Source organism: Halomonas sp. (genome assembly GCF_014859505.1).
GTDB lineage: Bacteria > Pseudomonadota > Gammaproteobacteria > Pseudomonadales > Halomonadaceae > Halomonas.
Genome location: NZ_JACUUD010000070.1, coordinates 1 through 15,828 on the forward strand (window position 1 = coordinate 1; position 15,828 = coordinate 15,828).

13 protein-coding genes are annotated in these 15,828 nt (G+C 68.5%); all 13 read right to left on the reverse strand.

Going from position 1 to position 15,828, the window contains the following annotated elements:
• On the reverse strand, window positions 1–803 hold an 803-nt coding region (locus IBX53_RS10410), incomplete at its 3' end, for a Mur ligase family protein (protein WP_290908868.1).
• Window positions 804–840: 37 nt separating this feature from the next.
• Window positions 841–1,848 carry an acetyl-CoA carboxylase, carboxyltransferase subunit beta gene (gene accD / locus IBX53_RS10415; RefSeq protein ID WP_290908870.1) on the reverse strand — a complete coding sequence of 336 codons (1,008 nt, stop codon included), beginning with the start codon at window positions 1,846–1,848 and terminating at the stop codon, window positions 841–843.
• Window positions 1,849–1,928: 80 nt separating this feature from the next.
• On the reverse strand, window positions 1,929–2,744 hold the full coding sequence (gene trpA / locus IBX53_RS10420) for a tryptophan synthase subunit alpha (protein ID WP_290908873.1): 816 nt from the start codon (window positions 2,742–2,744) through the stop codon (window positions 1,929–1,931).
• Between the two features lie 9 nt (window positions 2,745–2,753).
• Window positions 2,754–3,968: a tryptophan synthase subunit beta gene (trpB, locus tag IBX53_RS10425; RefSeq protein ID WP_290908875.1), complete on the reverse strand. Its 1,215-nt coding sequence runs from the start codon at window positions 3,966–3,968 to the stop codon at window positions 2,754–2,756.
• A gap of 94 nt (window positions 3,969–4,062) precedes the next feature.
• Window positions 4,063–4,719: a phosphoribosylanthranilate isomerase gene (locus tag IBX53_RS10430; RefSeq protein WP_290908894.1), complete on the reverse strand. Its 657-nt coding sequence runs from the start codon at window positions 4,717–4,719 to the stop codon at window positions 4,063–4,065.
• A gap of 63 nt (window positions 4,720–4,782) precedes the next feature.
• Window positions 4,783–5,787: a hypothetical protein gene (locus tag IBX53_RS10435; RefSeq protein ID WP_290908877.1), complete on the reverse strand. Its 1,005-nt coding sequence runs from the start codon at window positions 5,785–5,787 to the stop codon at window positions 4,783–4,785.
• A 37-nt stretch (window positions 5,788–5,824) separates the two neighbouring features.
• Window positions 5,825–7,060: a PqqD family protein gene (locus IBX53_RS10440; RefSeq protein WP_290908879.1), complete on the reverse strand. Its 1,236-nt coding sequence runs from the start codon at window positions 7,058–7,060 to the stop codon at window positions 5,825–5,827.
• A gap of 53 nt (window positions 7,061–7,113) precedes the next feature.
• Window positions 7,114–7,296 carry a hypothetical protein gene (locus IBX53_RS10445; RefSeq protein WP_290908881.1) on the reverse strand — a complete coding sequence of 61 codons (183 nt, stop codon included), beginning with the start codon at window positions 7,294–7,296 and terminating at the stop codon, window positions 7,114–7,116.
• A gap of 212 nt (window positions 7,297–7,508) precedes the next feature.
• Entirely contained in the window at window positions 7,509–9,377 is a 1,869-nt protein-coding gene (locus IBX53_RS10450; protein WP_367171567.1) for an asparagine synthetase B, read from the reverse strand.
• A 150-nt stretch (window positions 9,378–9,527) separates the two neighbouring features.
• On the reverse strand, window positions 9,528–10,436 hold the full coding sequence (gene truA, locus IBX53_RS10455) for a tRNA pseudouridine(38-40) synthase TruA (RefSeq protein WP_290908886.1): 909 nt from the start codon (window positions 10,434–10,436) through the stop codon (window positions 9,528–9,530).
• A gap of 7 nt (window positions 10,437–10,443) precedes the next feature.
• On the reverse strand, window positions 10,444–13,101 hold the full coding sequence (locus IBX53_RS10460; RefSeq protein ID WP_290908888.1) for a FimV/HubP family polar landmark protein: 2,658 nt from the start codon (window positions 13,099–13,101) through the stop codon (window positions 10,444–10,446).
• Window positions 13,102–13,416: 315 nt separating this feature from the next.
• Window positions 13,417–14,529 carry an aspartate-semialdehyde dehydrogenase gene (gene asd, locus IBX53_RS10465; RefSeq protein ID WP_290908890.1) on the reverse strand — a complete coding sequence of 371 codons (1,113 nt, stop codon included), beginning with the start codon at window positions 14,527–14,529 and terminating at the stop codon, window positions 13,417–13,419.
• A 115-nt stretch (window positions 14,530–14,644) separates the two neighbouring features.
• A complete protein-coding gene (gene leuB, locus IBX53_RS10470) occupies window positions 14,645–15,724 on the reverse strand; it encodes a 3-isopropylmalate dehydrogenase (protein WP_290908892.1) in 1,080 nt (359 codons plus the stop codon).
• Window positions 15,725–15,828 lie beyond the last annotated feature (104 nt).

Here is a 15,828-nt window from a genome sequence, read left to right on the forward strand (position 1 = left end):
AGGGTCACTCCGGTCAGGGCCAGGGCCTGGAGCGCCGTGGCGGCGTTGTCCAGGGGCAGGCCAGGGTCCGGGAGGTCGCCGATAGGGGTCTGACCCCCAAAGCGCCAGCCTGCGCCTTCGCCCTCGCGCCAGAACGCTTCGCCCAGGGCATGGACCTCGGCACCGAGGGCCTCGGCCACTTCGCGCACGCTGTCGGGCAGCGTGGTGCTGCCCAGCACCGCGGGGCGGCCGGCGCGCAGGATGCCGGCTTTCTCGCGGCCGATCTGCGCCAGATCGGTGCCGAGAAAGGCGGCGTGGTCCTGGGCCACGGTGGTGATCACCGCCACGTCCGGGTCGATGACGTTGACCGCATCCAGGCGCCCGCCGAGCCCCACCTCGAGAAGGGCGAGATCGGGCGGCTGCCGGGCCATGGCCCAGAGCGCTCCCAGGGTGCCCACCTCGAAGTAGGTCAAGCTGACCGGTTCGCCGTCCAGGCGAGCCCGCTCCACCGCGGCGAAGCCCGCCATCAGGGTGGCGTCGTCGGCCTCCTCGCCGTCAAAACGCAGGCGCTCGTTGTAGCGAATCAGATGCGGGGAGGTATAGGTGGCGGTGGTGAGTCCATGGGCCCGGGCCAGCGCCTCCAGCATGGCCACGGTGGACCCCTTGCCGTTGGTGCCGGCCACGGTGATCACCCGGCCGGCGATGGGGCGCTCCAGCAGCCCCATTCGACGGGCAACCTCGGCCACGCGGTCGAGGCCGAGGTCGATGCCCACCGGATGGGCCGCTTCCAGTCGGGCCAGCCAGGCCTCGAGCGTGGTGGGCATCGCTGCCTCGCGCATTGATTCAGCGTCGGCCATCGGCTCAGCGACGGCCGTCGTCGCCGGGCTGGGGCGTCGCCTCGTCGGCACCGGGCGCGCTCGCCGCGGGCGCCTCGGCGCCCTCCTCGGCCGCGGCCTGCTCGGCGGCGTCCACCAGGTCGGGCTCGTCGGCGGGCAGCTCGGGCAGCCCCAGGGCGGGCTGGTGGGTCAGCTTGCGCAGCACAGCCCCCAGGCGGTCGCGCATCTCGCCGCGCCGCACGATCATGTCGATGACGCCATGGTCGAGCAGGAACTCGCTGCGCTGGAAGCCTTCGGGCAGCTTCTCGCGCACGGTCTGCTCGATGACCCGGGGGCCGGCGAAGCCGATCAGCGCATTGGGTTCGGCCACGTTGAGGTCGCCCAGCATGGCGAGCGACGCCGAGACGCCGCCGAACACCGGGTCGGTGAGCACCGATATGTAGGGCACGCCGGCCAGCTTGAGCTTCTCCAGGGCGGCGGAGGTCTTGGCCATCTGCATCAGCGAGAAGAGCGCTTCCTGCATGCGCGCACCGCCGGAGGCGGAGAAGCAGATCAGCGGGATGCCCTCGTCGTGGGCCAGGGTGGCGGCGCGAACGAACTTCTCGCCGACCACCGCCCCCATGGAGCCCCCCATAAAGCTGAACTCGAAGGCCACCACCACCACCGGAAGGCCGTCCAGGCGGCCGCGCATGGCGATCAGGGCGTCCTTCTCGCCGGTCTCCTTCTGGGCCGCCGCCAGGCGATCCTTGTACTTCTTGGAGTCGCGGAACTTGAGCCGATCGACGGGTTCGACCTCGGCGGCCAGCTCCTCCCGGCCCTCCCTGTCGAGGAACCAGTCGAGACGCTTGCGCGCGGTCAGCCGCATGTGGTGGTCACACTTGGGGCAGACGTTGTGATGCTTGTCGAGTTCGGGCAGGTAGAGCACCGCCTCGCACTTGGGGCACTTGCGCCACAGGCCATCGGGCACGCTGGCCCGGCGGTCCTTGCGCTGGATACGCCCCATGGAGGGCACGATCTTGTCTAGCCAGCTCATGTCAGAAAGGGTTCCGTCATGTGGTCGGCGCCCGCCGCTAGCCGGGCGCATGGGTCGAATACGGGGGGCTAAGGCCTCGCTCAACTCGCGCTCATGGCATCCAGGGCCAGGCGCATTTCGCCGAGCACCGCCTTGAGTTCGCCCGCGATCACCTCGGGGCGTTCAGCGTTCTCGGCGATGCGGCTGACCAGCGCCGAGCCGACGATGACGCCATCGGCGACCTTGCCCACCTCCGCGGCCGAGGCGCCGTCGCGAATGCCGAAACCGACGCACAGCGGCAGGTCGGTCTGTTCGCGCAGCGGCGCCAGGTGGTCGGCCACATCGGCGGCGTCCAGGATGGCGGAGCCGGTCACGCCCTTGAGCGAAACGTAGTAGAGATAGCCTTCGCCGTGGGCACATATTGTAGCGGCCCGGGCACTGGAAGTGGTAGGGGCGACCAGGAAGATCGAGGCGAGCCCCTGGGACTTGAGCAGGGGGCCGAGTTCAACGGCCTCCTCCGGGGGCATGTCCACGGTCAGCACCCCATCGATGCCGGCCGCGGCGGCCTGCTCGGCGAAGGTGGCCAGGCCGATGCGCTCCATGGGGTTCAGGTAACCCATCAGCACCACCGGGGTGGTGGCGTCGGTCTGGCGAAACTCGCGCACCATCTCGAACAGATGGGTGAGGCGCACGCCATGCTTGAGCGCCCGCTCGCAGGCCTTCTGGATCACCGGGCCGTCGGCCATGGGGTCGGAGAAGGGCACGCCCAGCTCTATCACATCGGCCCCCGCCTCCACCAGGGCATGCATGAAGCCCACGGTGTACTGGGGGGCCGGGTCGCCGGCGGTGATGAAGGGAATCAGCGCACGGCGGCCCTGGGCCTTGAGGTCGGCGAAGCGTTGGTCGATACGGTTCATCATGGCCCCTTAGATCTCGATGCCGTCGAGCTTGGCGACGGTGAGGATGTCCTTGTCGCCCCGTCCGGAGAGGTTGACGATGATGTTCTGGTCCGGACTCATGGTCGGCGCCAGCACCTTGGCATAGGCCAGGGCGTGGGCGGTCTCGAGCGCAGGCATGATGCCCTCGACGAGGGTCAGCTCCCGAAAGGCCGCCAGCACGGCGTCGTCATTGGCGGCCACGTAGTTGACCCGCCCCACGTCCTTCCACAGGGCGTGCTCGGGTCCCACGCCTGGATAGTCCAGGCCGGCGGAGATGGAGTGGGTATCGGAGACCTGGCCGCCCTCGTCGGACATCAGGTAGGTACGATTGCCGTGGAGCACGCCGCGGGGTGCCCCCGAAGCGAGCGGCGCGGCATGGCGGCCGGTCTCGACACCGTCGCCGCCGGCCTCGACGCCGTACATGACCACCTCGTCATCCTCCACGAAGGGGTAGAAGAGCCCCATGGCGTTGGAGCCGCCGCCCACACAGGCGATCAGCGCATCGGGCAGCTTGCCGAACTCCACGAAGGACTGCTCGCGTGCCTCGCGGCCCACCACGGAGTTGAAGTCGCGCACCAGCATCGGGTAGGGGTGCGGGCCCGCCACGGTGCCGATGATGTAGAAGGTATCGTCGACGTTGGTGACCCAGTCGCGCAGCGCCTCGTTCATGGCGTCCTTGAGGGTGCGGGTGCCGGACTCCACGGCGATCACGTTGGCGCCCAGCAGGCGCATGCGATAGACGTTGAGCTTCTGGCGCTGCACGTCCGCCGCCCCCATGTAGACGTCGCACTTGAGCCCCAGGCGGGCCGCCACGGTGGCGGTGGCCACGCCGTGCTGGCCGGCGCCGGTCTCGGCGATCACCCGCGGCTTGCCGCTCTTCTTGGCCAGCAGCGCCTGGCCGATGGTGTTGTTCACCTTGTGGGCGCCGGTGTGATTGAGGTCCTCGCGCTTGAGCCAGATCTGCGCCCCACCCAGCTGTTTCGACCAGCGGTCGGCATGATAGAGAGGCGAAGGACGACCCACGTAGTGGGCCAGGTCATAGTCGAATTCCGCCTGGAAGGCCGGGTCGTCGCGAAGACTCAGGTAGGTCTTCTCCAACTCGTCCAGGGCGAAGCTCAGGGTCTCCGAGACGAACCGGCCGCCGTAGGGGCCAAAGTGGCCGCGGGCATCCGGCAGTCGGGTCAGGTCACTGAACTTGCTCACGAAAGACACCTCACTAGATCGCCAGAAGGGCTAAGGGATGGAACACGGTGATACCAGGCCATGGCGGGCGCCGAGCGCTGGCCGAGGGTGCGGATCAGCGAGACAGACGCAGCGCGTCTCCTCGATTCACGGCCTCTAGAAAGGCCGCGATGCGCCCGGGATCCTTGACGCCGGGCGAGGCCTCGACGCCACCGGAGACATCCACCGCGAAGGGCGCCACGGTGGCGATGGCCTCGGCCACATTGTCGGCCCCAAGGCCTCCGGCGAGGATAACAGGTTTTGCCAGCCCTGCGGGAATTCGCGACCAGTCGAAGGTCTCGCCGGTGCCGCCCGGCACGCCAGGGCGATAGGCATCGAGCAGCAGCGCTCGAGCGCCGCGGTAGGCCTCAGCGGCGGCGTCAAGGTCGAGGCCGTCGCGCATGCGCAGCGCCTTGATCCAGGGGCGTGCGAAGCCCTCGCAGAAGGCCGGCGATTCGTCACCGTGAAACTGCACCAGGTCCAGATGGGTGGCACAGCGCTCGATCAAGGCCGGGGCCTGGTCGACGAAGAGTCCCACCCGGGTGACGAAGGCCGGCACCCGGGCGGCCAGTTTGGCGAGAAGCGCCTCGTCCACCGCACGCTTGCTGCCGGGCCAGAGCACGAAGCCCAGAGCGTCGGCGCCGGCCGCCACGGCGGCATCGACGTCCTCGGGGCGTCTCAGGCCACAGAGTTTTACCCGGGTACGGGCCGTCGCCCCCTGCCCTGCTGTCATCATCGCGCCTCGGTCGTGTCAGGAGTCAAGTGCCACCCCGCCCCTGCCGGCGCCATGATAGCGTCATGGAGCGCCGGCAGGGGCCGCGAGATCGGCTCGCACCGCCGCGTGGACCGCCGGCAGGTGCTGGTAGCCGCTAGGATAACATAGGCGCCTGACCGCCACGGCACGGGCCAGGGCCGCCAGCCGGTGAAAGCGCTGGGTGCGCAGGTCGCCCTCCCCCGCCCCCAAAAAGCCCGGGTACGCCGCATGGCCATCGAGGAGCTCGGCCAGGAAGGAGTGCCGGACGAGCTGGATCAGCGCCTCCCCCGGGGCGACAGGCTCGATACTCACCGCGGCATCCTCCGTCTCGGCGCGGCGCTCGACCAGATAGATACGGGCCAGCGGCAGCGGCGCCGTGGCGATGCCCCCCACCCGTTCGGCCGGCACGCTCAGCTTGGCAAAGGAAGGGTGCACCAGGCCGAACCCCTCCGCGCCCCCCGCGAAGCGCTGCGCCTGTTCGGGGGTCAGCTTCAGCTGCGGAAAGCCGGGACGACACCACAAGGTGTCGCCGTCCGACTCCAGCGCCGCAATGTCATCGGCCAGCAGCGCCAGACCGGCCGCGACCGCGGAGGCCACCAGGGTGCTCTTGCCCCCGGTGCGGTCTGCGGCGAACAGCACCGCCTGCCCCTCCCAGGCCACGGCCCCGGCATGAAGGGCGGCCACCCCCGAGAGCTCCAGATAGTAGGCCATCACGTGGCCCAGCAGGCAGATGTCGATCATGAAGGCAAGATCGGGGTCGACCAGGCGACAGTCGATCTCCCCCGGGGAGAGCCGGAAGTCCGCCACCCGGGGGAAGCGCATCAGCACGCCGTCCGGCGTGGCGTAGAGCTGCACCACGCTTTCGCCGAGGCGGTTGTGCTCCGGGCTCGCGTAGAGGAGGTCCGGGGGAGCCGACGGCTGGGCGCCGATGGCGCAGCGGAAATGCAGCTCGGGCGCCACCTCGGGCGGGGCGAGCGTCATGGGCGCCTGGAGGCGGTGGTCGCTCTCAACGCAGAGGCCGAAGAGGCGGTAGCGGTAGGTTCTCATGCTCGCGTCACCTCCCCTGTCACGCGGCCGGAAGGCGTCAACGACACGCCAGGATGCCATGACCCTGTAGCTGCGCCACGAACCCGGCAAGGTCCTGGCGCAGCGTCTCGCCGGGAACGGCATAGCGTGCCACAAGCTCGGTCTCGGCCCCCTCGAGGGAACCGTGTGCCAACACGGCGTGCCACATGTCGGCCGCCGTCTCCTCGAGGCGAAGGCAGGGCGCGCTCCCGGGCGGCTCCGCCGACAGGCGCGCCAGGGCCACCGCCGAGTCGATCTCGGTCCACAGCACGCCATCGGCAACGGTCAGCCGCCCGGAAGCGTGATGATCGAGCAGCTCGACGTCCGGCTCCCCTGTCCCGCCATGAGCGGCATGGAGCCGCGAGGCGGCGATGCGTCGCTTCAGGGAGAGCGCCGGCGGCAGCAGGTTCCAGCCCGCCTCGAACCGCTCCGTCTCGGCATTCCAGTACTTCGTCTGAGGCTCGCACCAGGCGAAGGCGACATACTCGGCGATGCCGCACCAGTAGCCGCTCTCTCCGATCCGTGCGCGCCGCTCGGCCAGCCACCGGGGGTAGGCCTTGCCGAATCGCTCCCGGGCCACATCCTGAAGATCCACGGCGTGCAGGCAGGCCTCGACGCGGGATTCGGCGGCCTCGATGGCGCGACACAGCGCCGGGTTGGCATAGAGCGGGCAGAAGATGACCCTGGCAGCGTCGCACTGCGGCAGGAACTGCTGGAAGCGAAGGCCCGACAGGGCACAGTCATCCACCACCACCAGCCTCTCGTCGTCGGCATATCGCCCGGGGGGCGCAGCGCCCGGCGCCACCAGCTGGTCGGGGCGCAGGTCGAGCAGGTAGGCGAGCATGCCGAGCACGATCCAGCCGCCCCGGGGAATGGCGGTGAAGCGGCAGCGCGACAGGGCCTCGCTGCCGAATCGGCGTCTCAGAGCATCGGCAAGCCGTTCGGCGGCCCGCTCGGCATCGTGATAGTCCACATAGCGATGGGCGGTGAGGAGTTCGTCCAGCTGGGCCGCCAGGTCCTGGAGCTGCAGGCGCTGGGCCGCAGAGAAGCTGCCGAAGAGCGCCAGCGTCGGGGCGGGATCCAGGCGAGCCACCAGGCGCACGCTCCCCAGCGCCTGCCACAGGGGGTTGGCCTGGATGCCCCGCACCAGAGCCGCCAGCGCCGCCCGAGCATCCGCCTGCCTGGTGAACGCAAGAAGCCGCTCGAGGCCGTGGCGGCCATCGAGCAGCGTTATGGCATCGAGGTGCATCGGCATCCGACCCATACCGTCACAGCGCGTAAACGGGATGCGGCGCGCCGGTCATGCATTCAGCGCGACAATCCAGGCGGATTGATGCTGCCGCCGTCACGCCCCTGGGCCTGCCCGGGCAGGACATCCCCCCCGGGGTTGGTCTGTCCCACCAGGGTGATGTCGGCCACCGTTCCCCACTGCCTCAACTCGGGGGCGCGGTAGGGACGCCGGGTGGTCTCGCGATCGGTCGTCTTGTTCATGCTGGTCACTCCTGTTGAGCGGATACACAAGCGGGATGCCGGTTACACTCCCTTGCGGGAAATTACCGGACTTACATACCCCGCAAGAATGACACTAGGGGAGCAGGAAGCGACCCGCAAGGCGGCAGCGGTATGACTTTCTCTTGCAAGACAATGGTTTTTTTCATCCAGCAGTGCTCAAGACTATCCTGTTTCTCGCCCCGAGACGCCGGTCACGGCCAATAGCGGCGCAGCCAGAGTTCCAGGCAGAGGGTCGGCCACAGCTCGAAGGAAGGCGCCTCGCCGCTCACGAAGCGCGTGAAGCGATCCCGCAGCATGGCCTCGTCGATGAAGCCTAGGTCGGCACAGCGGCTATTCGTCATCAGGTCGATCACGGTGTCATGGGCCTGGCGGCGCAGCGCGTCCAGGTAGAGAGGCTCGGGAGAGACCTTGCTGGCCGACCGGATGGCGTCCGCCGGCATGATGCCCTCCACGGCCCGACGAGCCAGCCGCTTGACCTCGACGGCGGTATCGACGTAATGCTGCGGACAGGCCAGGATGAATTCGGCGATGCGCCGGTCGCTCCAGGGATCGGCGATGGCGATACCGTGGGCAGCGGCGACCCGCTCGGCGTACATCACGCCGCGCAGTACCAGGGGGGAGACGATATGGATGTAGCGGTGGCGCGCGGCGATGCGCGGCCACGCCTTGGCCGCCTCGCGGGTCGGTTCCAGCGGCGGCAGCCCCGCACGCCCCAGGAAGTCATCGCGGACATGCGCTGCGGCCCGCGCCGCTGGCCCCGCCCTGACCCCGTGGTGGACCCGGCCGGCCTGGGCTCCCCTGCGCCGTTGCAGCGCCTGCCGTCCGGCAATCCGCACCCGCGGCGGCAGGAGATCCGAGATCAGAGGTTGGAATACATAGTGGCGCAGCGTGGCTGCTGACGAGAGTGACATTACCCGCGACAGCGCCCCGAGCTCATCCCGGGCCTGCCGCCAGCGCCCCGCCCGGAGCATCCCGGGCACGTCGTTCACGTTGCCCCCGCACATCACATCGCCGCGGAAACCATAGAACATGACGGAGACCCCCTCCAGGGAGGCCGCCGAGAGGGCGCGATGCATGAAGGGTTGAAACATCGACGTGAAGGGGTCGTCCTCATGGGGGCGATTCGCCGCTTCGTCGGCGAGGGGACAGGTCTCCTCGGCAGGAATGCCGTGGACCGGGATCCCGAAGTGGTCGGCAACTCGGTGGACATTATCGCTCTCGTCACACTCCGGCAGGTCGGTAAAGACCCAGCTGTAGGCACGCATCGCCGGCACCCCTGCCTCTCTGCCATGCAGCCAACCGGCGACCGAGGCCACGGTAGAGGAATCGACGCCACCGCTGAGGCTGATCCCGGCGGGCGATCGGGCCCGCAGCCGGCAGCGTACGGCCTCCGTCAGCAGTTCTCGCAGATGATCGGCATACTCCCGCTCATCGCGGTAACGTAGACGTTTTTCCGGATCAGGGCGCCAGAAGACACGAACACGCGCCACCTGCCCCGCCGGGACCGACACCTCCTCGCCCGGCTTGACCTCGTCGATGCCATCGTAGAACACGCATCCTGCCGGGGTCTGCATGCCGGAAAGGTGCCAGGCAACGGCGTTTTCATTGAGACGGCGAGGCACGCCATTGACCGCCAGGATCTGTGCCGCTTCAGTGGCAAACAGGACCCGCTTCGGCTCGACACGATAGTAGAGCGAGCGGACCCCCATCGCATCTCTTGCCAGGCGCAGTTCGCGACGGCGGTCATCCCACAGGGCGTAGGCAAAGTCTCCGACCAGACGTTCGGGGCCGCGCTCCCCGGAGTGACGCAGCATCCCCAGCATGAGTTCGGCATCCGTTGCCCGGTCGCTGCCGGCCCGGTGGCTTACCGAGGCACATTCACCGCGGTTATCGAGTCGTGCATCGGCCACGAACAGCAGGTGATGATCGTTGTCGAGGAGAGGACGACAGGTGCCCGTGCCATCCGGTGTCGAATCCAGCACCAGGCAGACAACTCCCACGGAACCTTCGCAATGATAATGGATGCCATCGGGGCCCCGGTGCGCTGCTCGAGCCGCCATCTTCTCAAGTTCTGATCTCTCGACCGGGGTGCCATCGAAATTGATGATGCCGCAAATGCCGCTCACAGTAGGATCCTTTCGCCACTCTCAGACAGATGTCATCGATCACAGAAGAATGTAGCAGACGTCCTCTGGATCATGAGCATTGGTCTAGATATCTGCCACCGGCCGTCCCCTCCGAAACGCCACCATGGGACAGTCGGGTAGCGACCGCTCGCCGGTCCATTCACCAAGGAAGGCCAGCAGGTTGGGGCCGAGCGGCTCCCGGGGCAGGCCCCAGCAGTCATCGTAGAGGGAATCGACGAAGTGCAGGCCACAGGCCGGAGCGGTGACGTCGCCCAGGGTGCGATCCTTCAGCGTCATCAAGTCCGCGAGGTAGTCGCCACCCCGCTCGCCCCGGCCCACGGTGACCAGAGCGCCGACGATATTGCGGATCATGTGGTGCAGGAAGGCGTTGCCCTGCACGTCCACCACCACCAGCGGGCCGTGGCGATGCACCTCGATGAAGTGCAGGTGGCGCCAGGGGGTCTTCGACTGGCAGCCGGCGGCACGGAAGCTGGAGAAGTCGTGCTCGCCCACCAGCACCTGGGCGGCGCGGTGCATGGCATCGGCGTCCAGCGGGTCGCGGCACCAGGTGACATTGGCACGCTCCAGCACCGGGCGGCTGGGCTGGTTGAGCAGTATGTAGCGGTAGCGGCGGGCCAGGGCCTTGAAGCGGGAGTGGAAGCTCTCGGGCACCTCCTTGACCCAGCGCACGGCGACGTCCCGCGGCAGGTTGGCATTGACGCCGAACACCCAGGCCTTCTGGGAACGCGGCACCGGCGGGTCGAAGTGAATGATCTGGCGAGTGGCATGCACGCCGGAATCGGTGCGCCCGCTGGCATGGACGCGAATCGGCTGGCCGGCCACCCGGGCCAGGGCCTTCTCGAGAGCGGCCTGCACGGAGGGCGAATGCTTGAGGAACTGGAAGCCACAGTAGGCGCTGCCGTCATACTCGACCCCCATGGCCAGGCGTCCGGCCAGGGGAGTGCGTTCATCCAGGCGTTTGAAGAGGGTCATGCGGCGATCAGGTATCCAGTCGTCTGAGCAGTGCCGCCACCTCGTCGCGGATGGCCGGGTCGTCGCTGAGGCTCAGCTCGTTGAGGAGCTGGCGGGCCCGACCACCCTCGCCGGCCTCGACCCGACGATGGGCCTCGGCCAGACGCTCCCGGGCGGCGCTGGGGGAAAGGCGTTCATTATCCGCCTCGAGGGGCGGGAAGGAAACCTCCTCCACCTCCCACTCATGGGGGAGGGCCTCCTCGGCGGCGTCATCGTCGGCGGCTTCCGGGCGATCAGAAGTGAAGTCGATGCTGGGCTGCATGGGCGTCTCCTCCCTGGGTGCCGGCGAGGGGTTCAGCGCCGGGGGGCGATAGTCGATGATCTCGCTGCCATCCTCCAGCCGTCTTGTGGTCACCTCGACTCGCTCGGGTTCGGCGGGTTGCGATTCGGGCTCGACAGGCTCGACGGGCTCGGGCTTGGCCGCCGGCGCCTCGCCTGCGGGCGGCGAGGGATTATCCATGGCGGCCGGTCGACGATAGGCATTCGTGTCAAGGCCGTCGTGAGAGGGGCCGGCAACGGGAGACGCACCGAACGGAGCCGTGTCATCTGACGCTTCGTCATCCGCATCCGGCGGCGTCGAGCCAGACTCGCCCTCGGCGGTCTCGTCGAAGACCCGTGGCGGACGCTCGGCGGGCTTGTTGAACACCGCGGGCTCGACGGTGGCACCCGAGGCAGCGGCGGCGCCGGACGCCACGCCGTGGCGCGCCAGCAGGCGCTCCACCTCGTCTCGCACGGCAGGGTTACCCCCCTCGCGCAGCCTGGCGGTCTCGCTCTCCACCCCCTCGCGACTGCCCTGCTCCAGGTGTACGGTGAGCAGCTTGAGCCGCAGGTCATCACGCTCCGGCTCCCGGGCCAGGTTCGCCTCGAGCAGCTCACGGGCCTGGTCGTAGCGCCCATAGGCCATGAAGATGTCGGCTTCGCTGATCGCTTCGGCCTGGGGCAGCGAGCCCTGCACCGAGGGCGCGGCCGGTTGGGCCGGCGCTTCGACCGCAGGGCTTGCGGCCTCGGGCCGCCCCGGAGCCGGGGCACCCGGCACGGCGACCCGCACCGGCCCGGCGCCGATCGCGGCAGGCTCATCATGTTCATGACGGCGACGGCGACGCACCGCGAGCCACAGCGCCAGCAGCGCAGCCAGGCCGGCACCACCCAGCATCAGGTTGCGATCGGTATCGCCCTGGTAGATGGCACCCCACCAGGGGCGCTCTTCCGCCTGACCACCGGGAGGCGCGATACCGCCAGCGCCGGGTCCATCCACCCCGGCGCCGCCGGCGGCGAGCGCGGCAAGTTGTTCGCGCAGGGCGGTCATCTCCTCACGCATCTCGCCCAACTCATCCTGCAGCTGATCACGCTCCTCCTGCACCGTCTGCAACGTCTGCTGGTTCTCGAGCCAGCGAGCCTCGAGGCGAAGCAGGCGGTCGTCGCTGGTCAGTTCACCGTCGCCATAGAGGGCCTCCAGCAAGTCGGGGTCGACCATGACCTGGGCAGAGCCCGAGGCCTCGCCGCCCTCATCGATCCCGTCGCCGGCGACAATTGCAGGGGCTTCATCGTCAGGAAATTCGCTGCCATCGCCCGCCGAGGCAGCCTCGGCGGCCACCTGGGCATCGGTAAGCAGGGTGAGCCGCGGTGCCTCGGGGACTTGCATGGCCTCGGCAGTGGCGGCGTCGACGGCGGGCTCAGCGGGCGACGGGTCAGCCTCCGTCGGCGGGGTAACCCCCGCTTCGGTCTGCGCCACTTCGCCCGGTGCCGATTCACTCGGTGCCGCTTCCGGGGTTGCCATGGCGACCGCCTCGGGCTGGCTGGCCGCGGGACTGCCCAATGCCACTCGTGCCGGGGCACCGCCGCCGCGGTTGGCCCAGGCCCGGTTCATCTCCGCGACGATGCGATCGGCATCGCCCGCGGAACGACCGGCAATCGCCTCGCGGTTCGGCACCACCAGGCTGAAGCCGGCGCGCATGGCATTGATGTTGCCGGAAGGGAAGGCCTCGGGGTTGGCCTCCACCAGGGACACCATCATCTGGTTCATGCTGATGCCGCTGTCGGGACGCAGTCGCCCCGCCACGGCCCACAGGGTATCGCCACTGCGTACCCAGGTTGGATCACCGCTGCCGGCGGGTGCCGCGGAGGGGCGGGGCGTCGTGGCCTGCGCCGGTGCCGCGTCGCGCGGGGGCGCCGAGACGCTGACCGGGGCGGGCGCAGGACGGCGACTGCCCGCCACCAGGGCCGGCATCTGGTCGTAGTCCGGGGGGTCGAGCAGCAGGGTCACCTCGCGCAGCTGCTGGCCGCCCGGCCAGTCGAAGCGCAGCAGCAGGTCGACCCAGGGCTCCCGCACCGGTCGCTCGGTCGTGAGCTCGACCACCAGGCGACCCTGGCGCTGCTCCACCGCCAACCTGACGCTTGCCGCCAGCGGAGTCCGCGGCAGGCCAGCCGCGGCGAAGGCGCGCTCATCGGCTACCGAGACGTTGAGCAGACCGGCCTGGATGCCCGCGGCGTCGGTCAGCGGCAACGTGGCGCGCAGCGGCGCGTTGAGCGTGGAGCGAACGTCTGCCTCCCCCAGCCCCAGGGCCAGCGCCAGAGGGCTCGCGGCGGAAAGCGAAAGCAGCATGGCGAGTGTCAGCTTGCGTTTCATGGAGGTCCCTTGCGTCCGTCGGCAGTACCGCACGTCAATCCCGCGGCACTCGTGCCATATTCTAGTGTCGATATGATACCTGTGTACCATAATTGCAGTCTCGACGCGCCTGGGAGGGGTCATGCCAGGCGGCATGTCTTCAACGTAAGCCATTGATCAAGGACCTGCGAATCGATGGCCCCGCCATTCAACGGCCTCGTGAATCAACGGCTCACGCCTGTCGCATCCACCTTGCATACACAACGGGGCGCCTCAAGGAGGCGCCCCGTTGTTAATGGCCTCGGACGATGGTAACGAGACCGTGCTTTGCGTCGACTACTGCTCGCGCAGGATCCTGAGCATGCGCTTGAGCGGCTCGGCGGCCCCCCACAGCAGCTGGTCGCCAACGCTGAAGGCGGAGAGGTATTCGCCCCCCATGGCCAGCTTGCGCAGGCGGCCCACCGGAACGGTGAGGGTCCCGGTGGCGGCGGCCGGGGTCAGGTCGCGGATGGTCGCCTCCTTGTCGTTGGGCACCACCTTGACCCAGTCGTTGTGCTTGGCGATGCGCTCCTCTATCTCGTCCAGGGGCACATCCTGCTTCAACTTGATGGTGAACGCCTGGCTGTGGGAGCGCATGGCGCCGATGCGCACGCAGAGGCCATCGATGGGAATGGGGTTGTCCTGCAGGCCGAGGATCTTGTTGGTCTCCACGGTGCCCTTCCACTCCTCCTTGCTCTGGCCGTTGTCGCGCTTGACATCGATCCACGGCAGCAGGCTGCCGGCCAGGGGTGCGCCGAAGTTATCGGTGGGGAACTCACCAGAGCGCATGGCGGCGGTGACCTTGCGGTCGATGTCGAGGATGGCGCTTGCCGGATCGGCGAGCTCATCGGTCACGCTGTCGCGCAGGGTGCCCATCTGGTTGAGCAGCTCGCGCATGTGCTTGGCACCGGAACCGGAGGCGGCCTGGTAGGTCATGGAGGTCATCCATTCGATCATGTCCGCCTCGAACAGGCCACCCAGACCCATCAGCATCAGGCTGACGGTGCAGTTGCCGCCGACGAAGGTCTTGGCGCCATTCGCCAGTTGGGCATCGATGACGTGGCGGTTGACCGGGTCGAGAACGATGGTGGCCTCGTCTTTCATGCGCAGCGTGCTGGCGGCATCGATCCAGTAGCCCTTCCAGCCCCCGCTGCGCAGGTCACCGTAGACCTTCTCGGTGTAGTCGCCGCCCTGGCAGGTGACGATGACGTCGAGCCCCTTGAGGGCCTCGAGGTCGAAGGCGTCCTTGAGAGGAGGCACGTCCACGCCGACGTCGGGACCGGCCTGACCGGCCTGGGAGGTGGTGAAGAAGACCGGCTCGATGCCGTTGAAGTCCCCGTCCTCCACCATGCGCTGGACAAGTACCGAACCGACCATGCCGCGCCAACCGACGAAACCGACTTTCAACATGTGAAGCCCTCCAGTAATCGAATGTGGAAAGTATTATACAGAAATCGGGCCCGCCTCGCAGGCGGGCCCGGAACACCCTGATTCAACAGCAGATTCTGGCAAGGGATCAAGGAGCTCAGAGCGCCTCGAAGGCCGCCAGAACCGCGTCGCCCATCTCCGCGGTGGAGACGATTCGAGTGCCCTCGGAGGCAATATCGGCCGTTCTCAGCCCATCGTCCAGCACCTTGCCCACGGCATCCTCGATCCGCTGGGCCAGGGCCGGCGCGTCCAGGGAGTAGCGCAGCATCATGGCCACCGAGAGGATGGTCGCCAGGGGGTTGGCGATGCCCTTCCCGGCGATGTCCGGGGCGCTGCCGTGGCAGGGCTCGTACATGCCCTGGCCGCTCTCGTTGAGCGAGGCCGACGGCAGCATGCCGATGGAGCCGGTGAGCATGGCGGCGGCGTCGGAGAGGATATCGCCGAACATGTTGCCGGTGACCATGACGTCGAACTGCTTGGGCGCGCGCACCAGCTGCATGGCGGCGTTGTCGACGTACATGTGGGAGAGCTCGACGTCCGGGTACTCCGGCGCCAGGCGCTCCATGACCTCGCGCCACAGGATGGTGACCTCGAGCACGTTGGCCTTGTCCACGGAGCAGAGCTTCCTGCCGCGCTTGCTTGCCATCTCGAAGGCGACGCGGCCGATGCGCTCGATCTCGCTCTCGGAGTAGACGTAGGTGTTGAAGCCGACCCGCTCGCCGTTACGCTCCTCGATGCCGCGGGGCTGGCCGAAGTAGATGCCGCCGGTGAGCTCACGCACGATCATGATATCGAGGCCGGCCACCAGCTCGGGCTTGAGGCTGGAGGCCTCGGCGAGCTGCGGGTAGGTGATGGCCGGGCGCAGGTTGGCGAAGAGTCCCAGGTTCTTGCGCAGGCCGAGCAGCCCCTTCTCGGGACGCTTGGCGAGGTCCTCGAGCTTGTCCCACTTGGGGCCACCCACGGCGCCGAGCAGGATGGCGCGGGCGGCCCTGGCTTTTTCGAGGGTCTCGGCGGGCAGCGGCTCGCCATGGGCGTCGTAGGCGCTGCCGCCCACCAGGGCCTCTTCCACCTCGACATCCAGGCCGTGGGCCTGGCAGGCGGCCAGGATGCGGCTCGCCTGGGCGGTGATCTCGGGGCCGATGCCGTCACCCGGCAGTACCAGAATCTTCTGAGTCATTGCTTCTTCCTTGTGAGGTTACCGCCGGGCAAGCGCGGGGCGCCGGGGGCAGGCCGAAGAGGAGGTCCTATGCCAGGGATGGCATCGGTAGCGCCCAGGGATGG